Annotated in this window: 20 protein-coding genes; 13 read left to right on the plus strand and 7 right to left on the minus strand. The window is 65.2% G+C overall.

Annotated elements, in window-relative coordinates:
* The coding region (locus ACK5IR_RS12490) for an ArsA family ATPase (protein ID WP_416929388.1) at nucleotides 1–515 on the plus strand (515 nt) is incomplete at its 5' end.
* Nucleotides 516–521: 6 nt separating this feature from the next.
* Here the strand turns inward: ACK5IR_RS12490 and ACK5IR_RS12495 are convergent.
* Nucleotides 522–1457, minus strand: a complete 936-nt coding sequence (locus ACK5IR_RS12495) for a pirin family protein (protein ID WP_416929390.1) — start codon at nucleotides 1455–1457, stop codon at nucleotides 522–524.
* Nucleotides 1458–1626: 169 nt separating this feature from the next.
* Between ACK5IR_RS12495 and ACK5IR_RS12500 the strand changes: the two genes are divergently transcribed.
* Genes ACK5IR_RS12500 through ACK5IR_RS12510 form a run of 3 tightly spaced genes read left to right on the plus strand, consistent with a single transcriptional unit; the run spans nucleotide 1627 to nucleotide 4321 of the window.
* The gene (locus tag ACK5IR_RS12500; protein ID WP_416929392.1) at nucleotides 1627–2136 is read left to right on the plus strand and encodes a DUF4396 domain-containing protein; all 510 of its coding nucleotides are present in this window, start codon (nucleotides 1627–1629) and stop codon (nucleotides 2134–2136) included.
* A gap of 35 nt (nucleotides 2137–2171) precedes the next feature.
* Nucleotides 2172–2801: a glutathione S-transferase family protein gene (locus ACK5IR_RS12505; protein WP_416929394.1), complete on the plus strand. Its 630-nt coding sequence runs from the start codon at nucleotides 2172–2174 to the stop codon at nucleotides 2799–2801.
* Nucleotides 2798–4321 (plus strand): VOC family protein, encoded by a 1524-nt coding sequence (locus ACK5IR_RS12510; protein ID WP_416929396.1) that lies wholly within the window; start codon nucleotides 2798–2800, stop codon nucleotides 4319–4321. Before ACK5IR_RS12505 ends, ACK5IR_RS12510 begins: the two co-directional genes overlap by 4 nt.
* A 59-nt stretch (nucleotides 4322–4380) precedes the next feature.
* Here the strand turns inward: ACK5IR_RS12510 and ACK5IR_RS12515 are convergent, their stop codons facing one another.
* Nucleotides 4381–5973, minus strand: a complete 1593-nt coding sequence (locus ACK5IR_RS12515; protein ID WP_416929398.1) for a solute:sodium symporter family transporter — start codon at nucleotides 5971–5973, stop codon at nucleotides 4381–4383.
* A gap of 539 nt (nucleotides 5974–6512) precedes the next feature.
* Between ACK5IR_RS12515 and ACK5IR_RS12520 the strand changes: the two genes are divergently transcribed.
* The 8 genes from ACK5IR_RS12520 (at nucleotide 6513) to ACK5IR_RS12555 (ending at nucleotide 14837) form a co-directional block, all read left to right on the plus strand.
* Nucleotides 6513–9203 carry a YadA-like family protein gene (locus tag ACK5IR_RS12520; protein WP_416929401.1) on the plus strand — a complete coding sequence of 897 codons (2691 nt, stop codon included), beginning with the start codon at nucleotides 6513–6515 and terminating at the stop codon, nucleotides 9201–9203.
* Between the two features lie 40 nt (nucleotides 9204–9243).
* Nucleotides 9244–9837 carry a hypothetical protein gene (locus ACK5IR_RS12525; protein ID WP_416929403.1) on the plus strand — a complete coding sequence of 198 codons (594 nt, stop codon included), beginning with the start codon at nucleotides 9244–9246 and terminating at the stop codon, nucleotides 9835–9837.
* A gap of 93 nt (nucleotides 9838–9930) precedes the next feature.
* Entirely contained in the window at nucleotides 9931–10398 is a 468-nt protein-coding gene (locus tag ACK5IR_RS12530; RefSeq protein ID WP_416929405.1) for an antitoxin Xre/MbcA/ParS toxin-binding domain-containing protein, read from the plus strand.
* Entirely contained in the window at nucleotides 10395–10901 is a 507-nt protein-coding gene (locus ACK5IR_RS12535; RefSeq protein ID WP_416929407.1) for an RES family NAD+ phosphorylase, read from the plus strand. Before ACK5IR_RS12530 ends, ACK5IR_RS12535 begins: the two co-directional genes overlap by 4 nt.
* A 213-nt stretch (nucleotides 10902–11114) precedes the next feature.
* On the plus strand, nucleotides 11115–11576 hold the full coding sequence (locus ACK5IR_RS12540; RefSeq protein WP_416929409.1) for a (2Fe-2S)-binding protein: 462 nt from the start codon (nucleotides 11115–11117) through the stop codon (nucleotides 11574–11576).
* A 3-nt stretch (nucleotides 11577–11579) separates the two neighbouring features.
* Nucleotides 11580–13820, plus strand: coding sequence for a molybdopterin cofactor-binding domain-containing protein (locus tag ACK5IR_RS12545; protein ID WP_416929411.1), 2241 nt, complete (start codon nucleotides 11580–11582; stop codon nucleotides 13818–13820).
* An 8-nt stretch (nucleotides 13821–13828) separates the two neighbouring features.
* Entirely contained in the window at nucleotides 13829–14494 is a 666-nt protein-coding gene (locus tag ACK5IR_RS12550; protein ID WP_416929413.1) for a hypothetical protein, read from the plus strand.
* Between the two features lie 10 nt (nucleotides 14495–14504).
* The gene (locus tag ACK5IR_RS12555; RefSeq protein WP_416929415.1) at nucleotides 14505–14837 is read left to right on the plus strand and encodes a hypothetical protein; all 333 of its coding nucleotides are present in this window, start codon (nucleotides 14505–14507) and stop codon (nucleotides 14835–14837) included.
* Here ACK5IR_RS12555 and ACK5IR_RS12560 read toward each other — a convergent pair.
* The 5 genes from ACK5IR_RS12560 to ACK5IR_RS12580 form a co-directional block, all read right to left on the minus strand.
* Complete coding sequence (locus ACK5IR_RS12560) at nucleotides 14834–15907, minus strand: carbohydrate kinase family protein (RefSeq protein ID WP_416929417.1); 1074 nt, start codon at nucleotides 15905–15907, stop codon at nucleotides 14834–14836. The genes ACK5IR_RS12555 and ACK5IR_RS12560 overlap by 4 nt on opposite strands.
* 68 nt (nucleotides 15908–15975) lie before the next feature.
* On the minus strand, nucleotides 15976–16968 hold the full coding sequence (locus ACK5IR_RS12565) for a hypothetical protein (protein ID WP_416929419.1): 993 nt from the start codon (nucleotides 16966–16968) through the stop codon (nucleotides 15976–15978).
* 24 nt (nucleotides 16969–16992) lie between these two features.
* Complete coding sequence (locus ACK5IR_RS12570; protein ID WP_416929443.1) at nucleotides 16993–17808, minus strand: ATP-binding cassette domain-containing protein; 816 nt, start codon at nucleotides 17806–17808, stop codon at nucleotides 16993–16995.
* 14 nt (nucleotides 17809–17822) lie between these two features.
* Nucleotides 17823–18848 (minus strand): ABC transporter permease, encoded by a 1026-nt coding sequence (locus ACK5IR_RS12575; RefSeq protein WP_416929421.1) that lies wholly within the window; start codon nucleotides 18846–18848, stop codon nucleotides 17823–17825.
* 68 nt (nucleotides 18849–18916) lie between these two features.
* Nucleotides 18917–19975, minus strand: a complete 1059-nt coding sequence (locus ACK5IR_RS12580; RefSeq protein WP_416929423.1) for a substrate-binding domain-containing protein — start codon at nucleotides 19973–19975, stop codon at nucleotides 18917–18919.
* 127 nt (nucleotides 19976–20102) lie between these two features.
* Between ACK5IR_RS12580 and ACK5IR_RS12585 the strand changes: the two genes are divergently transcribed.
* The gene (locus ACK5IR_RS12585; RefSeq protein ID WP_416929425.1) at nucleotides 20103–21260 is read left to right on the plus strand and encodes an ROK family protein; all 1158 of its coding nucleotides are present in this window, start codon (nucleotides 20103–20105) and stop codon (nucleotides 21258–21260) included.
* Nucleotides 21261–21278: the final 18 nt, after the last annotated feature.

Raw genomic sequence — 21278 nt, forward strand, 5'->3', positions numbered from 1 at the left:
GCGATACGGCCCCGACCGGGCACGCGCTGTCGCTTCTGGCGATGCCCGAACTGATGGCGGCCTGGACCGACGGGATGCTGGCCAACCGGGCCGAAGCCGACCGGTTCGGGCGCAAGGCGCGTGCCCTTTCCGGCGCGCGCGAGGGCAAGGCGGAGGCGCGCGATGGCGAGATTCGCGAGGTTCTGCTGCGGCGGCGCGCCCTGCTCGCCGGATTCGCGCGGCAGTTGCGCGACAATGCCGGCTGCGGTTTCGTCACCGTCGCCACCGCCGAACGCATGCCGGCGCTGGAAACCGTGACGCTGGCGCGCAGCCTCGGAGAGGCCCGCATCGGCATTCCGGCGCTGCTGGTCAACCGCCTGCGCGGCGGCGCGCGCGCCGGCTCCGAGGCGGCCGCGCTCGACATTCTGCGCGGCGCGGCGGGCAAAGCACCGGTCTTTGCCGTTCCGGAAAGCGCAAGCGAGCCGATCGGGACCGAGGCGCTCGAAGCGTTGTGGAGCACCATCCGGCCGCTGTGACAGATATCAGCCCGGCAGCGGAATGAACTCGCCGGCATCACCCATGGGCAGGTCGAACAGCCCGCGCCCCCAATTGGCGGCACGCCAGTCGGCCTTGGCCTGTTCGATGCGCTCGCGCGACGAGGCGACAAAATTCCACCAGATGTAACGCGGACCGTTCATCGTGGCGCCCCCCAGCGCCATCAGCCGCGCGCCTTGCGGGCCCGCCGCAACGGTGATCCGATCTCCTGGGCGGAATACCATCATCCGGCCGGCATCGAAGATCTGACCGGCAACGGCGACCGACCCCTCGGTGATGTAGAGACCGCGATCCTCGTGATCGTCGGGCAGCGGAAAGCACGCACCGGGCGACAGCGCGACATCGAGATAGAAGGTTTCGGAATATAGCGTCGCCGGCGCCCGTTCGCCATAGGCGCTGCCGAGGATAAGGCGGGCGTGCACGCCCTCGGCCTCGATCTCGGGCAGCGCCTCCCTGCCGTGATGCTCGAAGATCGGCTCCATGTCTTCGCGGTTCTCGGGCAGGGCGATCCAGGTCTGGATACCGTAAAGACTGTGCGGCCCCTGCCGCGCCTGTGCCGACGTGCGCTCCGAATGGGTCACGCCCCTGCCGGCGACCATCCAGTTGAGCGCCCCGGGCCGGATGATCTGGTCCGAGCCGATGCTGTCGCGGTGATGGAAATCGCCGCGATAGAGATAGGTCACGGTACCCAGCCCGATATGCGGGTGCGGGCGCACGTCGACGCCGCTCCCGCTGAGGAATTCGGCCGGGCCGGCCTGATCGAAGAAGATGAAGGGCCCGACCATCTGGCGGCGCGGCGCCGGAAGCGCACGTTTCACTTCGAACCCGCCGATATCGCGGGCGCGCGGGACGATCAGCGTTTCGATGGCCTCGGCGCCGATCTCATCGGGGCATCCGGGTTCAAGCGCGGGGTTCCAGCTCATCCTTCGGTCCTTTCACGATCTGAACAAGCGTAGGTCACCCGGCTGGAGACGGCAACGGATACGACACACCGCAAAAGCGCAGCCGGTATGCGTTGTTGCACGGTGGACTTTTGCTGTCGGAGTGCCTTTGTTCACCTCATATCGGAACGGCAACGGAAGGGACGCATCGATGACGTATGAAGGTGGCTCCCCGTCACTCAACCGGCTGGCGCTTTCCGCGACGATTCACTGCATGACCGGCTGCGGCATCGGCGAGGTGTTGGGGCTGGCCATCGGTACATGGGCGGGCTGGTCGACCCTGCCTACCATGGCGCTTGCCATCGTGCTGGCCTTTGTCTTCGGCTACAGCCTGACAATTCGGCCGCTGCTCGGGGCGGGCCTGCCGGTCGCGCAGGCGGTCCGGCTGGCGCTTGCCGCCGATACGGTTTCGATTACGGTGATGGAGATCGTCGACAACGCTGTGATGCTGGTCGTTCCCGGCGCGATGGATGCCGGGCTTTCCTCGGGGTTATTCTGGGGCAGTCTGGCGATCGCCCTGGTTCTGGCCGCCATGGCGGCGTTTCCCGTCAACCGGTGGCTGATTTCACGCGGGCGCGGGCATGCCGTGGTACACGAACATCACGCCGGAAAGGACAGCAGCGGCGATCCCCATTCCGGGCACGACCACCATCATCGCTGACCAAACAGATGTATCCTGAAGAGTGAGAAACGGACATGACTACCCTGTATTATGCCACCGGCGCCTGCTCGCTTGCCCCGCATATCGTTTTGGAATGGATCGGGGCACCCTACGAGGCGGTGAAGGTCCAGTTCGGTTCGAAGGACCTGCTGAGCGTCAACCCGGCCGGAGCAGTCCCCACATTGCGCGAAGACGACGGCTGGCTGCTGACCCAGGCGGGCGCGATCCTCGACTACCTCGCCCGCAAGCATCCCGAAGCGGCGCTGGAAGGCGGCGGTTCCCCGCGCGACAAGGCCGAGGCGCATCGCTGGTCGGCCTTTCTGACCAGCGACATGCACGCGGCTTTCTGGCCGATCTTCCTGCCGCAGCGCTACACCACCGATGACAGCGACAGCGCGCGGCAGGCCGCTGTCGCGGCCGGGCAGAAGCTGGCGCGCCGGCAGATGGGCATCCTGAATGCGCACCTGGAGGGGCGCGACTGGATACTGGGCGAAGGGCGCGGAAGACGGTCGGTGATCGATGCCTACGCCTTTCCGATGATCCGCTGGGGCATCAGGCTTCTGCCCGGTGGGCTGGCGGATTTTCCCAACGTTCAGGCCCTGCACGACCGGCTGGCAGTCGACCCGGCGGTGCAGAAGGTGCTGGCACGGGAAGCCGCAAGTTGACAGGCGGCATTCACCACGTCACCGCGATCACCCGCAGCGTTCAGAAGAACGTCGATTTCTACGCCGGATTTCTGGGGCTGCGGCTGGTCAAGCAGACCGGCGGTTTCGAGGATGCCGAGCAGTTGCACCTGTTCTATGGCGATGCCGCCGGCTCCCCCGGCAGCATCGTGACCTTCCTGGTGTGGGAGGCGGGGTCTCCCGGGCGCACCGGGCTGGGGCAGGTATCGGAAATCGCCTTTGCGGTTCCGCCCGCCAGTATCGGCGACTGGCTGCAACGGGCGCTGGCCGGACATGTGCCGGTCGAGGGGCCGGCGCGCGAATTCGGCGAACCGGTGCTGCGCCTGAAAGACCCCGACGGACTGATCGTCAAGCTGGTCGGGCTGGACCTGCCCGCCGTCGCGCCGCTGCCCGATCCGATCGCGCCCGGGCGCATCCGCTCGGTCACGATCCTGACCGACAGCCCCGGCCTGACGGCGGGATTCGCCGCACGCTTCGGCTATCGCGCCGGGCCGCGCGAGGGGAACATCCGGCGCCTGCTCGGCAATACCGATGCGGTCGATATCCGCGATGCGACCGGGTATTTCCCGGGCATTCCGGGAACGGGCATATTCGATCATGTCGCCTTTCGCGCCGGTGGCGCCGATGCCGTCCGCCGCATACGGCGGGATCTGCGCGATGCCGAGGGGATAACGCAGGTTCACGACCGCAAGTATTTCCTGTCGCTTTATGTACGCGAACCGGCCGGAACGCTGTTCGAATTTGCCACAGATGCGCCCGGCTTTGCAGTGGACGAGACGCCGGAACATCTGGGCGAGACACTGATGATCCCGCCGCACGACAGCGAACGCGGCGACGATCTGCGCCTGATGCTGCCCCAGTTCGCCCGCCCCGGCGAAGACCGGATGCCGGCGCGCGATCTGCCCTTTGTGCATCGTTTCCATGTTCCGCCCGCCCCGGACGGCAGCGTCATCGTGTTGCTTCACGGAACGGGCGGCAACGAAGCCGACCTGATGCCGCTGGCGGCACGGGTAAATCCGCACGCCACCCTGCTGGGGGTGCGCGGCCGCTCGACCGAAGAGGGCAGCAACCGCTGGTTCCGCCGCCGGGGTGCCGGCGCCTACGATCAGGCCGACATCCGCGGCGAGGCGGCGGCATTTGCCGCTTTCGTCGACGGCGCGGTCCGGGGATACGGGCTCGACCGCGACAGGCTGACATTCCTCGGTTACTCCAACGGCGCCAATCTGCTGGGTGCGGCGCTGCAACTTCACCCCGGCATTGTCCGCCGTGCCATCCTGCTGCGCGGGTTGCAGGTTCTCGATCAGGCTCCGGAAACCGACCTGACCGGTACGCGGATCCTGCTTGTCAGCGGTATGCGCGACCCGTTCGGGCAATTGGCCGGGACGCTGGAAAATTCCCTGAAAAGGCGTGGCGCAGCACTCGATACACGCAGGCTCGACAGCGGGCACGAATTGTCGGGCGGGGATTCGTCTGCGGCACGAGACTGGCTGAACACAGCCTGACACCCCCGGGGCGGGGTGGGGCGGCCAGCAGGCCGCCCGCATCGCGTTCCGGCAATCGCCTAGCTGAAGTAGATGTAGCTCGACACGACGATGGCGACGATGAGCGCGCCCACCGGTCTGGCCAGCCGGTAGGGCGTCATGTCGACCGGGCTGGGCCGGGCCGGCGCGTGGTCGCGCGTCATCGGGTGGAACCTGCCGATCAGCAGCATGATGCAGACGTTCATCACGAACAGCAGCGCCATCACATGCAGGTAATGGGGGTAGCTGTCGGCGCCGATCGCCGGTTTCAGCACGAACTGGCTGAGGATATAGAGCACAACCCCCGAGGCAAGGCCGATCTTGGCCGCGACCGGCGGCACCCTGGGGAAGAAGATGCCGACAAGGATGATGGTCAGGATCGGGATGCTGTAGCAGCCGTTGACCTCCTGCAGGTAGCCGAACAGCCCCTGCGGCGCGTTGGCGATGAAGGGCGCGATGGTCATCGAGGCGATGGCGAGCAGGATGCCGAAACGCTTGCCGGCGCCGACCACCTCACGGTCCGAGGCGGTCTTCTTGAAATACTGCCGATAGATATCGACCCCGAACAGGGTGACCGAACTGTTGAGGGCCGAGTTGAAGGAACTGAGGATCGCGCCGAACAGCACGGCGGCAAAAAAGCCCGTCAGCCCGACGGGAAGAACCGCCGTCACCAGCCGCGGATAGGCCTGATCGGCAACCTCCAGCCCGCCTTCGAAGTAGTGATAGGCGATGATTCCGGGCAGCACGACGATCACCGGGCCCAGTATCTTGAGAATTGCCGCCAGCAGCAGGCCCTTCTGCCCTTCGGCAAGGTTCTTGGCGCCAAGAGCACGCTGGATGATCGCCTGGTTGGTGCCCCAGTAGAACAGTTGCACCAGCATCATGCCGGTGAAGATCGTGGCGAAGGGAACCGAGGCATCCGGCCCGCCGATCGAATCGAACTTTTCCGGGTTCTCGGTGTAAAGAACCGATATTCCGTCGAATATGCTGCCGCCGCCAATCGCCATGAGCCCGAAGACCGGCACCAGCAATCCGCCGAGGAACAGGCCGACGGCGTTGATCGTATCCGATACCGCAACGGCCTTGAGCCCGCCGAAAATGGCATAGATTGACCCGACGATCCCGATGGCCCAGACGGTCATCCACAGTGCTGCCGTCTCGGATACGCCGAACATCGCCGGCACGCCGAACATCGTCGACAGCGCCAGCGCGCCGGAATAGAGAACGATGGGCAAAAGCACGATCACGTAGCCCGACAGGAACAGGATCGAGGTGACGGTCTTGGTCTGCGCGTCATAGCGTTCTTCGAGAAAGCTCGGGATGGTGCTGACCCCGGTACGCAGGTAGCGCGGCAGCAGGACCAGCGCGGTCACCACCATGGCGATGGCCGCGAGCGTTTCCCAGGCCATCACCAGGATGCCCTCGGAATAGGCCTGTCCGGTCAGGCCGACGATCTGTTCGGTCGACAGGTTGGTCAGCAGCAACGATCCGGCGATCACCGGCGCGGTCAGCGACCGCCCGCCGAGAAAATACCCGTCGGACTGGTGTTCATCCGTCCCCCTGACCCAATAATACGACAAAACGGCGACCAGCGCCGTAAAACCAATGAAGGTCAACACACCGAATGCACCCATGGCATCCTCCCTTTGAAACACCCGCAACCTGACGGCTTCGCTCAACCCGTGGACGAGAAGACAGGCCCACGATCAACTTTATGTTTCAGCGGCGGCCCTCTCGCAATATTTCGTTTGCAGGAAATGTCGGGCGCAACCGGCAAGGGCGGGGTGACAAGATACCGCATCGTGCCGGGCAGCCGCGGAGCGCCGGAGTACATGCCTTATTTACAATGCGTTGTGAGCCGTTCCCGGTCGCCTGAACTGCACAAGATCTTCAACCTGCCGCCCTGGCAGCGGTTTTCCTCGGTGCAATCGTACCCGGAGAAGCGCAACCGGGCAACAATGCCCATGATATTGCCCAAACGGGTCACGAAAACCCGACTGGATTTCCTCCCCCGCAGTTAATATATTTTTACCGAACGTACGATTGCATAGGGCGGCATTGGTTGGTCGGTCGCCCGGAATTTCTGTGTGTGTTCCCCTGTGACTGACAGGATTGGAAACATTGTGCATGGAAGGTCGGCAATATGCGTCGAGCGATCTCAATATCCGGTGGCATGAAGCATCATCTGCGGCGGTCGGTTTCAACCTACGCCATATCGGTCTTTGGCGCCGCTGCGGTTCTGATAAGCGCTCCAACCGGATTGCAGGCGCAGAACCTCGGCCCTGGAACAACCGGCACCGCCGGCGGCAACACGGTCTCGGGGACCAACGCGCTGGTGGCTGGAACGAACAATACCAATACCGGGACCCATAACGTTACTTATGGCACACTGAATACCAACAGTGGGAACGACAGCACGGTGGTTGGCAACCAGAACTCCGCCTATGGCGGCGGATCGACCGCCGTCGGCGATGGAAACGCCATCGGCAGCGACACCGCAGGTTCGAGCCTGTCGACCGCCGTGGGACAACACAACACTGTATCGGGCGGCAACAACCTGACCGCGCTGGGGGCGTCGAACACCGTGACAGGTGCAAACTCCTCCGCTGTCGGCTGGGGCAACGACGCCACGGGCACCTATTCGACCGCCTCGGGGGCTGATAACACCGTCTCCGGCAACCAGTCGCTCTCATCGGGCTTTCAGAACGAGACCTACGGCGCCGGCAGCACCGCCGTGGGCGACAGGAACAAGGTCGGGACAAACACCACCGCCGTGACATATGCAACAGCCGTCGGCAGCGCCAACCATCTGTACGGCAACAATTCGAGCACCTTCGGCCAGAACAACGCCGTCACCGGCAACAGTTCCACCGCGATCGGCACCACCAACCAGATAATCGGCGGTGCCTCGTTCGCCTCGGGCGACAACAACCTGATCAAGAGCAGCACCAACACCGCCGTCGACAATTCGACCGCCGTCGGCGGCAGCAACACCATTCAGGGTGCGCAATCGCAGGCATTCGGCGATACCAACCGCATCCTCGGCGATACATCCGTAGGCTCATCGGCCTTCGGCTCGAACAACACCGTCTCGGCGGCAGGCTCCACCGCGACGGGTTACAACAACTCCGTCTCGGGGGCCGGATCGCTGGCCTCGGGCGACAGCAACAGTGTCGGCGTCGCCAACGCCACCGCGCTCGGCGGCAGCAACACCATCGAGGGCGCCAACTCGCAGGCGGTGGGCGATACCAACCAGATCCTCGGCGCCACCTCGACGGCCTCCTCCGCCGTCGGCACCGAGAACTCGGTCACCGGCGCCTCCTCGCAGGCCTTCGGCGATACCAACACCATCAGCGGAAACCAGTCGACCGCCCTGGGGTTCTCGAACGAGGTGACCGGGGTGAATTCGCTGGCCGTTGGCGATTTCAACACGGTAAGCGGCGACAAATCCACAGCGGTCGGCGGCGGCAACAACACCATCGATGGCGACAATTCACAGGCGGTAGGCGAAAGCAACACGGTCACCGGCAGCCAGTCGACCGCAATGGGTTTCCTGAACGCGGTGACGGGGGATTACTCGCAGGTTTTCGGCTCGCAAAACTCGGTCTCGGGAGATTTTTCGCAGGTTTTCGGCTCGCAAAGCTCGGTCTCAGCGGATTACTCGACGGCGATCGGCTACAACGCGATGGTTAGCGGAAACAACTCGCAGGCGTTCGGCAGCGGTGCACTGGTGAGCGGTTTCGCCGGCGCCACGGCGATCGGCACCAGCGCCACGGTGACGCGAAACAACCAGATCATGCTGGGCACAGCAGGCACCGACATTACCGGGCCAAGCATCCTGCAATCCAGCAGCACCTATGCGGGCGTTGTGGTTGTCGAAAGCGACGGAACGCTCAGAAGCACTTCCTCGCTCAAGATCGACACGCTTGAAGTGGGCGATCTGATCGTCACCGGAACGGCAGACCTGCCGGGCGGTTCGGGTGGCACCGGTGGCGGAGCGATCGATACCGGCGGTGGCGATGTCGATACCGACGGCGGTGACGTCAACACAGGTGGCGGAGGTGTCGACACGGGCGGAGGCGGAGTCGGTACGGATGGCGGCGATGTCGATACCGGCGGCGGAAACGTCGACACAGGTGGCGGAAACGTCGGCACGGATGGCGGCGATGTCGATACCGGCGGTGGAAACGTCAGCACCGGCGGTGGCGGAATCGATACCGACGGCGGCGATATCAACGGCGGTGGTGGCGTCTTTACCGGTGGTGTCGATATCTCAGGGCCGACGACGATCAACAACAACCTTCATGTCGACAGCGGCGATTCCACCTTCGATGTCAACAATTCGAGCATGAACTTCTCGGTCGACAAGGGATCGAACAGCAGCCGCTTCAACGTGAGTTCGACAACGATTCGTCTCGAACAGAACGGCAGCGGATTCTCGACCGGCGGCGGGCATACCACCTTGTCGGGGGCCAAATCGACTACGATCACCGGCGGCAGTTCGAGCATCCGGCTGTCAGATGATGGAATCGACTTCTCGGGTTCGGACGGCGGCCCGGTACGTCTGACCGGCATCGCCGACGGCAAGGCCCCGACCGATGCCGTCAACGTCCGGCAGCTTCGCGCCGTGGAGTCCAAGCTGAGCGGCGGCGTCGCCTCGGCAATGGCAATGTCGCAAATCCCGACGATCGAGCAGGGAGACAACTATGCGTTCGGCGCCGCATTCGGTACCTTCAACGGAGAAGAGGCGTTTGCCGTGGGCGGAACCCTCAGGCTCGACGGCAATACGCGGGTGCGCGGTGCGGTGAGCCATTCGGAAGCCGGAGGAACAGGTGCGGCTATCGGTATCGGTTGGTCCTGGTAGGGACGGGCGGACAGGCCGCATTCGGCGGGCCGTCCGGAAGATGTGCAGGGCAGGGCGTTCGCCGGTCGCGGCCGCCCTGCTGGGCATTACGGCGCTTGGCGCAGAAGCCCAGGACGACGGAAAAATCGTCAATGTCAGGAACGCCGGGGCATTTGCCTGCGAAGATGTCATCAAGATCGTCGAAGGACCCGAACTGCAACTGGAAAAGACCGCATTCATGCAATGGACCGCTGCCTATGTAACGGCGGCATCGCGGTCCAATTCCCTGATCGATGTCTTCCCGATCGGCGACACCTGGGAACTGGTCCGGATGACCCGGCTGGTATGTTACGAGAACAAGTCCTTCGAATACGAACTGGCGCTTCGCATCGCCATCGGGCGCCTCAGGCCGTTCTGGATCAGCGACCGGCCCGATATCCTGACCCTCGGCGATCCCAACGGGCGGGAGATTCAGTTCTATGTCGAGGCGGTGCCGGCGTTGCAGCGGGCATTGAAGGACAAGGGCGCCGTGGTGCTTGCCGATGGCAAGTTCGGCAATCAGACCGGCCGCGCCATCCACGACATGAACGCCGCACGGGGGTATGAGCCCTGGAGCACGCCCGATGGCGATCTGCTGTATCATTTGACCAGATGAACCATCGCGCCCTGCCTGCCGCCGGCGGGAAGATGCTTGAACTGGGTTGCGACAGGTGGCATATTATTGACGACACCTGTCACAGGAGGCGGCATGGCACTCGATCAGGCTTATCAGGACACCGCGGTTGTACGTGCGTTCGAGAATCTCGGCGGTACGGCTGTGTTCCACAGGGCGATCCGTGATCGGATGGAGGCGCACGATCTGCTCATGTCCGGCGTTCCGTCGCAGGCGCTGGTCTATCTGTGGTCGTCGCTCGACAGGTCGGTCGAAGCGGATTCGCTCGAAAAACTGCTGGGTGTCAGCCTGCGCACCATCCAGCGCTTCCGGAAATCCGAACGGCTTCTGGACATGGATCAGGGCAACCAGGCATGGACTGTGGCCGAGGTGCTCGGCCGCGCCGAAAGCATCCTTGGCACGCGCGCGGCGGCCGAGGGCTGGCTTGAAAAGCCGGCCATGGCGCTCAACCGGCGCAGGCCCGTCGACCTTCTCGCAACCCGCGCCGGAACGAAACTGGTCGAGGATTATCTGACCCAGCTCGATTACGGGGTTTACGTTTGATCGCCATCCTCCCGCCCGAACCGGGCGACGGATTCTGCGTGTGGCGGCTGGACCGCAGGGTGCACGCCGCCACCTGGAACAGCGGCGAGGGCGCCTTCCGCGCCGGCGGCAGGTGGAACAGCCGGGGTGTGCGGGCGGTCTATACCTCGCTCGACGCGGCGACGGCGATCGTCGAGGTCGCCGTGCACAAGGGATTCGACGAACTGGATATCGAGCCGCACACCGTCACCCGGGCGCAACTGCACCTGCAAACCTCTCTCACGGTGGTGCTGCCGGCCGATATCCCCAACGCCAACTGGCTGGTCCCCGGCACACCCACGGCCGGACAGAAGCGTTTCGGCGATGACCTGCTCGCGGCGCACGGCGCCTTTCTGATCCCCAGCGTGGTATCGCGGCATAGCTGGAACATGGTGATCGACGCTTCGGCGCTGCCGGGTATGGTCGCGCAGGTCGAACAGGAACCTCTCGCCATCGACCCGCGTCTGGCAAGCGGCACTGGATGACACGCGCCGCCGATTGGCTCAGGAAGATCACCGCCGCCCTGGTCGGGCAACAGACCGCCACCAGCGGCCCGCCGGGCAGGCGGACATCGCGACGGAAATCTGCATGCCCGGCGAATTAACCGGTTCAACCCCGGCGGTCGTCTGCTATCCTGTATTCCCGGCCCCGCCACAAGAGCCGGCATCAGGTTCATGAGCCACCCTGGGAAGCGAATGATGAAACTGACCGTGAACGGCGTGGAGCACGAAGTGGATGTCGAGGACGACATGCCGCTGCTTTGGGTTCTCCGCGACGAGTTGAAGATCACCGGTGTGAAATACGGCTGCGGCATCGCGCAATGCGGCGCCTGTACGGTGAACATGGATGGCAGCGTGGTCCGGTCGTGCCAGATACCGGCCGCCGATGCCGACGGAAGCGAGGTCGTGACCATCGAGGGGCTTGGCACAGCCGCGGCGCTGAACGCTGTGCAGCGGGCTTGGATCGACCATCAGGTGGCCCAGTGCGGCTATTGCCAGTCGGGCCAGATCATGCAGGCGGCCTATCTGCTCGATACGATCGACACGCCCACCGACGAGGACATCGACCGGTTCATGTCCAGCAATCTCTGCCGCTGCGGCACCTATCCGCGCATCCGCGCCGCGATCCACAGTGCCGCGCAGAAGATGAGGGAGGCCTGAGCGATGAGCAAAGTGGCAACCTTCACCCGCCGGGCCTTTCTCGTCGGCTCCGTCGCGGTTGCCGGTGGAATTGCCTTCGGGACCTATCTGGCGCGGCGGCAGCTGCCCAATCCGCTGCTGGACAACCTGGAACCCGGCAGCACCGCGCTGACGCCCTATGTGTTGATCGACGCGAACGGGGTGACACTGATCACCCCGCAGGCCGATGTGGGGCAGGGGGTCACCTCGGTTCAGGCGATGCTGCTTGCCGAGGAACTCGATGTGAACCTCGAAGACATCCGCACCGATCCCGGCATGCCCTCGGCCGCCTACTGGAACACGGCGCTGGCGGTCGAGGCGGCCGCCTTCGTCGTGCCGGAAGACGGCATATTGCAGGATATCGTCCGGACGGTGGCCGGTTCGGGCATGAAGATCATGGGCATGCAGATGACCGGCGGGTCGAGCACGGTGGCCGACGCTTTCGTCAAGCTGCGCGCGGCAGGTGCCACGGCGCGGGAAACGCTGAAAGCCGCCGCGGCGAAGAACACCGGAATACGGGTGGAGGACCTCGGGACCGATGCGGGCGCCGTCATCCTCCCCGATGGCAGCAGGCTGTCCTACGTGTCGCTCGCAACCGATGCGGCGGGCATTCCGCCGGTTCAGGACGTACCCCTGCGCGATCCGTCGCAGTGGCGCTATATCGGCAAGCCGGTGAAACGCATCGACATGGTGGCAAAATGCACCGGCACGCTGCGCTACACGATAGATCTCGAAATCGACGGCATGGTGCATGCCGCCATTCTGCTCAACCCGGCCCAGGGCGGCGGGATCGCCGGCTTCGATGCCGGCGAGGCGCTGAAGATGCGCGGCGTTTCGGCGGTGCTGCCGGTGACCGGCGGTGTCGCCGTCATTGCCGACAATACATGGCGCGCATTTCGCGCCGCCGGGGCGATCCGGGCGGAGTGGGAGAAAAACGCCATGCCCGCCACGATGGAGGGGCACTGGCAGGTATTGTCCGACAGTTTCTCGGACGAACGCCTCGACAGCCGGAAGCGCGACGATGGCGATGTGGAGGCCGCGCTGGCGTCGGGCGAGATCGTCGAAGCGGAATATCGCGCGCCCTATCTCGCCCATGCCCCGCTCGAACCGCTCTGCGCCATCGTCCGGGTCGACGACAACGCCGCCGAGATCTGGACCGGAACGCAGATCCCGCGTTTCAACCAGACCAATGTCGCGCGTATCGCCGGCATTCCGGCAAAAAATGTGCGGGTTCACGCGCAGATGGTCGGCGGAAGCTTCGGGCACCGGCTGGAGGACGAGGTGGTGAAATACGCCACCGAGATCGCCGTGCAGATGAAGGGAACGCCGGTCAAGCTGACCTATTCGCGCGAGGACGATATGATGCACGACTTCCCGCGCCAGATTGCCATGGCGCGGATGCGCGGCAAGGTTGTCGATGGCCGGGTCGACACGATGGACCTGGGTATCGCGATGCCGTCGGTCGTCTCGTCGCAGATGAGCCGGCAGGGGATGGGCGGGCTTGGCCCGGACAGCGAGATCGTGGCCGGCGCCTGGAATGCCCCCTTCGCGATTCCCAACCACCGGGTGACGGGCTACCGCGCCCGGCCGCTGGCACCGATCTCGTCCTGGCGCTCGGTCGGCGCCTCGTCCAACGGTTTTCTAGCCAATGCCGCGCTGGACGAACTGATCCACGCCGCCGGCGCCGATCCGCTCGAAGAGCGGCTGCGGCTGTGCAACGACGATCTGGCGCGCGGAGTGCTGGAAGCGGTGCGCGACATGTCGGACTGGTCGACCCCGCCGGGCGAGGGCAAGGGGCGCGGCGTTGCCCTGACCAACAGTTTCGGCGTGGACTGCGCCGAGGTGATCGAAGTCACCGCGACCGATCGCGGTATCACCATCGACAAGGTCTGGGTTGCCGCCGAGGTCGGAACCGTCGTCGACCCGGAGAATTTCGAAAACCTCGTTCAGGGCGGCGTGATCTTCGGACTGGCTCACGCGATGAACTGCGAGATCACCTACGAGGGCGGGATCGTCCGGCAAACCAATTTCCATGCCTTCGAGGGGATGCGGATCTATCAGTGCCCCGAAATCACCGTGCGCGGGCTGGAGAACGGCAACCGGGTCAGGGGGATCGGCGAGCCGCCGGTACCGCCTGCCGCCCCGGCGCTTGCCGGTGCCATCTTCGCCGCAACGGGTATTCGCCTGCGCGAGATGCCTTTCAACAAGTTCGTCGATTTCGCCTGAGGCCCGCCATGTCACGACTTCCGGTCTTCGTCGTCCTCGTGCTGGCCGCTCCGGTCTTCGCGCAGAACGTTCCGCCGCCGCCGCTTCAGCAACCCGTCACGGTCGCGTCGCCGCCGATCGCCGAACCTCCCGCCCCGGCGGCGGCGGTCAGCCGCGAGGAGGGGCTCGGCGCATGGGCGCGCATCTACGAGGTGGCCTCGCATCCGCGCTGCCAGAACTGCCATGTCGGGGCAGACAACATCCCGATGTGGTCGGGGCCGACCTATGGCCGCAGCCGTCCGCACGGCATGCACATCTCCGCCGGCGAAAGCCGCATCGGGGCCGAATATGTGCCGTGCGGCGCCTGTCATGCCCAGCTTGTCGAGGGCGCAGGGCAGGCGCCACACATGGCGCCGCAGGTTGCCACCTACTGGCAGCTCGCCCCGGTCGAGGCGGCATGGTTCGGCAAATCCTCGGCCGAAGTTTGCGCCCAGCTTTCGGACACCGACCTGAACGGCGGTCGCGACCAGAACGATCTGGCCGAATATCTGCGTGACGACGCAGTATCGGGCGGCATGACGCAATGGGGCTGGAATCCGGGCGGCGGGCGCGAGCCGGCGCCCTACAGCCTCGAGGAATTCGCCAACGACATTCTCGCCTGGGGAGCCGCCGGCTTCCCCTGCGCCGAAGGCTGAGGAGGAGACGATGGAATTCGGAAGCCTGCGCCTCGGGGCAATGTTCATGCTCTTCGCTGCGGCGATTCACCTGCTGATCGCCATCCTCGGCGGCGGCATGCGCGAGGCGCCGTATATCGTTGCCGCACTGATTATCGCGGCCGGCCTGTCGCGCGGATGGCGCTGGTTCGGCTGGCTTGCGCTGATGGTGCTGATCGTTGTCGTGGCGGTCGTTCTGGCGCGCATCGGTACCTCGCTCGCTCAGGACGCGCTGCGGTACATCGCCGCGATCCTCGATCTGCTTGCCATCGGCACGATCTTCGTCGCCCTGTGGCGTCCCCGACCGGAGGCCGCCACCGATTAGCCGCGAGCGCCTTCGCGACCGTAACGGCGGGGTGGCGCGTCCCCGTTGCCCAATTCGTCGCGCCATCCATGGCTTTTGGCCAGCTTCAGGCAATCGGCGGCGGGCATGAGCGCGCTGTATGTGTCGACCGAGCGCAGGGAGGCGGCGGCGGAGGCATGCGCGAGTTGCAGGCAGTCGCGGACCGGGCGCCGGTGCTGATAGGCGCAGAAGAAGCCCGCCGCAAAGGCATCGCCCGCGCCGTTCGTTCCGGCCACCTTGCCGGCGGGAAAGTCAACCGAAGCGTGGGTATGAACCGTGCCGTCCCGCAACACGGCGACGGCCCCGGCGGGAAAATGCGACACGACCGTTTCCATCGACCCCCGCCGCAGCACCTCGTGCGCGGCCTCGACCACCCGCGATACGGATGTCTCGCCGCCGTCGATGGTCCGGACATCGGCCAGCGCGCCGATCTCGTAATCGTTGACCACCAGAAAATCGAGGTACGGCAGGCAGGGAAGGATGATGCGCCGCAGATCGTCGCGCGGGATGCTCATCACCTCCAGATTGGTCTTCAGCCCGGCGGCGCGGGCCTTTCGCAGCACATTGACCCAGCCGTTCGGATCGCCCTTCCACGGGGCGTCGAGCAGCGCGTGGGTGCCCGGAATGCCCAGATGCAGCAGCCAGGCGGTACAGCCGGAAAAATCGAAATGGTCCGGCGAAAGCGAGTCGCTGGCATCCGCCTCGAACAGATGCGTGCGCTTGCCATTCTCGAGCGAGGTGAAGGCCATGGTCCGGTGGGTGGCAAGCGCCGGATCGACGGTAAAGCGCGACGCGTCGATACCGTGCTCCCTTGCGATCCCGGTCAGCAGGTGCCCATCGGCATCGTCGCCGCACAGCGCGATGGTCGCGACCGGCGTGCCGGGATCGAGCCGCCGCATGTCGACGGCAAAGTTGCAGCCCGAGCCGCCGCCCTTGGCATCGACCGACAATATCCGGGTCGAGCTTTCCTCGTCCGGCCAGCGGGCCACGGTCATGTTGTAGTCCACGCACCACGTCCCGCCGGTGATGAAACCGCTGCGCCCGTCCTGCATGTGCCAGCCCCCTCGTTGTTTTCAGCCCGGAACGGCAGTGGCGCCGGCACCGGCGCCACACACGGTCGTCAGGCGGCGGCCTTCAGTACCTGCTCGGTTATTGCGATATCCTCGTCGAGCGGGCGGGTCGGCGTGATGCCCTTGGCCGCCAGCGCGGCATGATAGGTCCGCACCGCCTCTTCCGAATCCATCTCGCGGTCGGCCACGGCGCGCATCATCCGCACCATTTCCTTCGGATCGTCGGCAAGGTTGATCTTGCGCCCGAACAGCGCCACCCGCGCGCCGTAGCGCTCGATCTGGGCGATCAGTTCCAGACAATCGCGCGTCGTGCCCGCGCCGCCGCCCAGCACCCCCACCACAACCGACGGGTCATAGCCGGCCAGTTCCTCCAGCGCGGCCGGCCCGTTATAGGCGACCTTGAGGAATTCAGGCCGCTCGCGGCTGGTCAGCCCGGCCAGCGCGCGCATCAGCGCGTCATTGACATAGGCGGGGATATCCCCGGGCGGGATACCGCTGTCGACGTTGGGATTGAACACTTCGAGGAAGTAGCGGAAATCGTGCGCCTGCGCGTCTTCGCGGAATGCGGCGAAATGTTCGAGCGACAGGTAATCCCAGTCGATGTCGTTGTTGAAGGTGATCGAATAAAGCCCCAGATCGCAGCCCAGCCGCCTGGCCTCGGACAGGTTTGCGCTGCGGAAGGGGCGCGAGGGGTGCGAAACGTAATTCGCGCCCCGGAACACCCAGACATCGGTGGTGTCGTTGGCGCGGATCGCCGGTGTGACGCGGCTGGTGGTATAGACGCCGCGCGCATTCAGCGCCTCGAGGTTCGACACCGAGGTCAGCATGATATCGACCACATCCTGCTCGACGATCCCCTGAACCTGGTCGAGAAATTCGGGCCGGGTGCGGAAGCGCGCGGCCGTTCCGTCGGCCATCCGGTGCGGTCCGCACGCGGTGATCGATGGCCCCATGTCGCCGTCCTTGGCGTCGGCGATGATGAAATCGCCTGCGCTGTAGTTGCCGGCGCGGATACGCGCGAGCTTCTCATCGAGTCTGAGCATCTTCTACTCCTTGGAAGGTCTGTTTCAGGGAACCGCATCCCGTTCGGGCGGGGGCATGGCGCCAGTCATGATCGCAACCGCGTCGGACATCGAGATGTCGCCCGGCCGCACCTGCGCGATGCGCCGGCCCAGCCGGTGAATATGCACGCGGTCGGCGATCTCGAACACATGCGGCATGTTGTGGCTGATCAGCACCACGGCGATGCCCCGGTCGCGCACGTCGCGGATCAGGTCGAGCACGCGGGCGCTTTCCCTGACGCCAAGCGCCGCCGTCGGCTCGTCAAGGATCACCACCTTCGAGCCGAAGGCGCAGGCGCGCGCCACCGCAACGCCCTGCCGCTGGCCGCCCGACAGCGTTTCGACCACCTGGTCGATATTCTGGATCGTCATCAGCCCCAGGTCCGACAGGTGCCGGCGGGCCTCCTGCCGCATCCGCCCCCGGTCGAGCGCGCGGAAGAACCTGCCGCGCACCCCCGGCTGGCGGTATTCGCGGCCGAGGAACATGTTGTCGACGATGGTCAGCGAGGGCGCCATGGCAAGCGTCTGGAAAACGGTTTCGATCCCGCTCGTTCGTGCCTCCATCGGGTTGCGGAAGGTAACTTCCCGGCCGTTCAGCCAGATCGCTCCCGCATCTGGCCGCAGCGCGCCGACAAGCGCGGCGATCATGGTCGACTTGCCGGCACCGTTATCGCCGATCACGGCGAGGATCTCGTTCGGATAGAGATCGAAATCGGCATCCTCGATCGCCACCACCCGGCCGAAGGATTTCTTCAGCCCGCGTGCCGCCAGAACCGGCGCCGCGCTGGCGCGGGGATCGGGATAGGCCCGCTGGTTGGTGATGATGGTATCGGTCCTCAATTCGAGATCCTCCGCAGCCACTGGTCGATCGAGACCGCGATAATGATCAGGAAACCGATGGTGAACTCCTGCCACAGCACGTCGAGCCCGGCCAGCGCCAGGCCGTTGCGGAAAAAACCGACGATCAGCGCCCCGATCAGCGTGCCGACAACCGAGCCGCGCCCGCCGAACAGGCTGGTGCCGCTGATCACCACGGCGGTGATGCTGTCGAGGTTGGCATTCATCATGCCCAGCGGGCTGACCGCACCGACCCGCCCGATCAGCAGCCACCCGGCAAGGCCACAGATGACGCCCGCAATCAGGTAGACGCTGAACAGCACCCGCGATGTGTTGATCCCGGCAAGGCGCGCCGCCTCGGGATCGTCGCCCACCGCATAGATATGGCGGCCATAAGCGGTGCGGTTGAGAACATACCACAGCACCGCAGCCAGCAGCAGCATGAGCATGGAGCCGATTGTGATCCGCGCCGCGCCGAACTGCATGGCCGTGCCGGTCCATTGCAGGATCGGCGCCACCGCCTCGATCTCCTGCTGACGGATGGTCTGGCCGCGCGACCAGAGCTGGACCAGCGCGTTGAAGATACTCCAGGTTCCCAGCGTCACGATGAACGGAGGCAGCCGGATCGCGGTGACGAAAAAGCCGTTCAATGCCCCGCAGAGCGCACCGACACCGATGCCGGCAGCAAGTGCAAGCTCGGGCGGCAGGCCGGTATCAATGGCGATCCGGCCCATGGCGATGGAACTGAGAACCGTGATCGCGCCGACCGACAGGTCGATGCCGGCGGTCAGGATGATAAGGGTTTGCGCCAGTGCGATGGTGCCGATGATCGTGACCTGCTGCAACACCAGCGACAGGTTGAACGGATGAAAAAACCGGCTTCCCACAACCAGCGAAAACACAATCAGCCCGAGTATCAGCACCGACAGCGGAATGATCGTCGGATTGCCGTGCAGCACGGCGACAAACCGCTGCATCGCGGTGCCCCGGGGCGACGAAAGCGGCGAGGTATCGTGGCTCGACATGGCTCCTCCCTGTCGGCGGTCAGATGCCCCGCGCCGCGCCGTTGCCGGCACGGGGCGCGCGGGCGGTGTCAGCCCCAGCAGAGCGCCATGGCTTCGTCGCTGGTGATCGAGTCGAGCCCTTCGACAGGCTTGTCAGTCACCAGTGTCACGCCGGTATTGTAGAAATCGCGCCCTTCGGTGGGCGCGGGCATGACCCCGTCGTTGACGTAGTTGAAAACCGCCTCCACGCCGAGCGAGGCCATCAGCAGCGGGAACTGCATCGAAGTTGCGCCGATCACCCCGTCCTTGACATTGGCGACACCGGGGCACCCCCCGTCGACCGAGGTGACCAGAACGCTGCCGTCCGCCTTGCCGGCCGCCTTCAGCGCTTCCCATGCACCGGCTGCGGTGGGCTCGTTGATGGTATAGACGACATTGACCTCGAAATCCTTCTGCAGCAGCGTCTCCATCCCCTGGCGGCCGCCAACCTCCGAGCCGTTGCCCATCTCATGCCCGACGATACGCGGATCGTCCTCGTCGTCGCGGCGGGTCGGCTCCTTGATGTCGATCCCGAAGCCGTCCATGAAACCCTGATCGCGGGCGACATCGACCGTCGGCTGGGTTTCGTGGGCGTCGATGAAGGCGACATGCGCCACTTTCGCCGCCTCCTCGCCAAGTGTCTTGCGCGCCCATTCGCCGATCATCTGCCCGGCAAGGAAGTTGTCGGTGGCAAAGGTTGCGTCGGCCGCATCCGCCGGCTCCAGCGGCGTGTCGAGCGCGATCACCAGAATGCCCGCGTCACGCGCCTTCTGTACTGTCGGAACGATCGCCTTGGTATCGCTCGCCAGCAGCAGTATGCCGTCGGCCCCGGCCGAAATCAGGTTCTCGATGGCAGTGATCTGCGTATCGTTGTCGCCATCGTATTTGCCGGCGAATGCCTGGAACTTGATGCCAAGCTCTTCGGCCTTGGCGGCGGCACCTTCGCGCATCTTGACGAAGAACGGGTTGGTATCGGTCTTGGTGATAAGCCCGACGAGGATTTCATCGTCCTGTGCGCTGGCACCTGTGGTCGCCAGTGCTATCGCCGCCGTCGAGGCCGCAAGGCAAAGCCAGTTCTTGCGCATCGTGTTTCCTCCCAGATAACGCATCTCCTCCGTTCTCCAAGATGAGCAAGGAGTACCCACTTATGTCAAGAATTTTCGTTGTATCCCATACTTTTGTATCATATCATACAAAAGTATGTACCGCCAGAAGTGAGTCAACTCCTTGAATAAAATGGATTCATTCTCCGGAAAAATCATCTACCGCCTGCTGAGCGGCGGCGGCCCCCGTACCAGCAGCGAGATCGAATCGCTTACCGGGACCTCGCGCGTCACTGTCGCCCGGCGGCTCGGAGCGCTGACGGATTCGGGGCTGATCCGCGAATCCGGGCACGCGGAACCGGTCGGCGGACGCCCGGCACGGACCTTTGCGATCGACCCCGGGTACCGGAACCTGATCGGGATCGACATTGGCGAGCGGATGGCCCGTATCTGCCTGTTCGACCTGGCGCTGGGGCATCTCGGCGACAGGCTGGTGCCGCTCGACCTGACGCAACCGCCCGACACGACGATGAAGCGGCTTCTGGCGCAGGCGGCGGCCCTGGCCGAAAGCCCCGCCGCCACCGCGCCCGTCGCCGCATATGGCATCGGGCTCCCGGCGCCGGTCGACCAGAAGTGCGGCAGGGTCGCGGCCCCGTCGATCATGTACGGCTGGGAGCGGTTCGACCTGCGGGACTGGCTTGGCGAACGGCTCGACATACCCGTCGCGCTGGACAACGACGTGAACCTGATGTGCCAGGCCGAGCACCGGCTGCACTGGCCCGATTGCCGGAACATGGTCTTCATCAAGGCGGGCACCGGAATCGGCTGCGGCATCATCAATGACGGCCGACTGGTGCGCGGGGCGGGCGGGGCCTCGGGCGATATCGGCCACATCCAGCATGCGGACCCGCCCCATCACCTGTGCCGATGCGGCAAGCTGGGCTGTATCGAGGCCCACGCCGGCGGCTGGGCCGTTGCCCGCGACCTGACGGCACTGGGGCTGAAGGCAACGGATGCCCGCGACGTGATGGAGCATTACGCGCGCGGCGAGCCGGAATGCCGCAAGGCGATCAACCGGAGCAGCCGTATCATCGGCACCGCCGCCGCCGATCTGGTTGCCATCCTGAACCCCGAGGTGATCGTTCTCGGCGGCAGGCTGGCCACGGCGGGCGAGGCAATGCTCGCCGGCATCCGCGAGCGGGTCTATCAGCGCTGCCTGCCGCTGGCGACCGAGAAACTTCGCATTGCAACCGCGCGGTGCGACGAACGGCTGGGCGCCGCCGGCGCGGCCATGCTGGCGATGGATGCAGCGATCTCGGGAGACGGCTGGCTCAGCTTCGCCGCGCCCTGAGCGTTCGGGAACGGGACA

Source organism: Tropicimonas sp., assembly GCF_047971885.1.
Lineage (GTDB): Bacteria > Pseudomonadota > Alphaproteobacteria > Rhodobacterales > Rhodobacteraceae > Tropicimonas.

Coding starts and splice junctions, on each gene's coding strand:
- ACK5IR_RS12540 (WP_416929409.1), top strand. CDS start 11,115: ATGAAACTGACCGTGAACGGCGTGGAGCACGAAGTGGATGTCGAGGAC.
- ACK5IR_RS12515 (WP_416929398.1), bottom strand. CDS start 5,973: ATGGGTGCATTCGGTGTGTTGACCTTCATTGGTTTTACGGCGCTGGTC.
- ACK5IR_RS12500 (WP_416929392.1), top strand. CDS start 1,627: ATGACGTATGAAGGTGGCTCCCCGTCACTCAACCGGCTGGCGCTTTCC.
- ACK5IR_RS12560 (WP_416929417.1), bottom strand. CDS start 15,907: ATGCAGGACGGGCGCAGCGGTTTCATCACCGGCGGGACGTGGTGCGTG.
- ACK5IR_RS12495 (WP_416929390.1), bottom strand. CDS start 1,457: ATGAGCTGGAACCCCGCGCTTGAACCCGGATGCCCCGATGAGATCGGC.
- ACK5IR_RS12520 (WP_416929401.1), top strand. CDS start 6,513: ATGAAGCATCATCTGCGGCGGTCGGTTTCAACCTACGCCATATCGGTC.
- ACK5IR_RS12545 (WP_416929411.1), top strand. CDS start 11,580: ATGAGCAAAGTGGCAACCTTCACCCGCCGGGCCTTTCTCGTCGGCTCC.
- ACK5IR_RS12550 (WP_416929413.1), top strand. CDS start 13,829: ATGTCACGACTTCCGGTCTTCGTCGTCCTCGTGCTGGCCGCTCCGGTC.
- ACK5IR_RS12580 (WP_416929423.1), bottom strand. CDS start 19,975: ATGCGTTATCTGGGAGGAAACACGATGCGCAAGAACTGGCTTTGCCTT.
- ACK5IR_RS12585 (WP_416929425.1), top strand. CDS start 20,103: ATGGATTCATTCTCCGGAAAAATCATCTACCGCCTGCTGAGCGGCGGC.
- ACK5IR_RS12575 (WP_416929421.1), bottom strand. CDS start 18,848: ATGTCGAGCCACGATACCTCGCCGCTTTCGTCGCCCCGGGGCACCGCG.
- ACK5IR_RS12565 (WP_416929419.1), bottom strand. CDS start 16,968: ATGCTCAGACTCGATGAGAAGCTCGCGCGTATCCGCGCCGGCAACTAC.
- ACK5IR_RS12555 (WP_416929415.1), top strand. CDS start 14,505: ATGGAATTCGGAAGCCTGCGCCTCGGGGCAATGTTCATGCTCTTCGCT.
- ACK5IR_RS12525 (WP_416929403.1), top strand. CDS start 9,244: ATGTGCAGGGCAGGGCGTTCGCCGGTCGCGGCCGCCCTGCTGGGCATT.
- ACK5IR_RS12505 (WP_416929394.1), top strand. CDS start 2,172: ATGACTACCCTGTATTATGCCACCGGCGCCTGCTCGCTTGCCCCGCAT.
- ACK5IR_RS12530 (WP_416929405.1), top strand. CDS start 9,931: ATGGCACTCGATCAGGCTTATCAGGACACCGCGGTTGTACGTGCGTTC.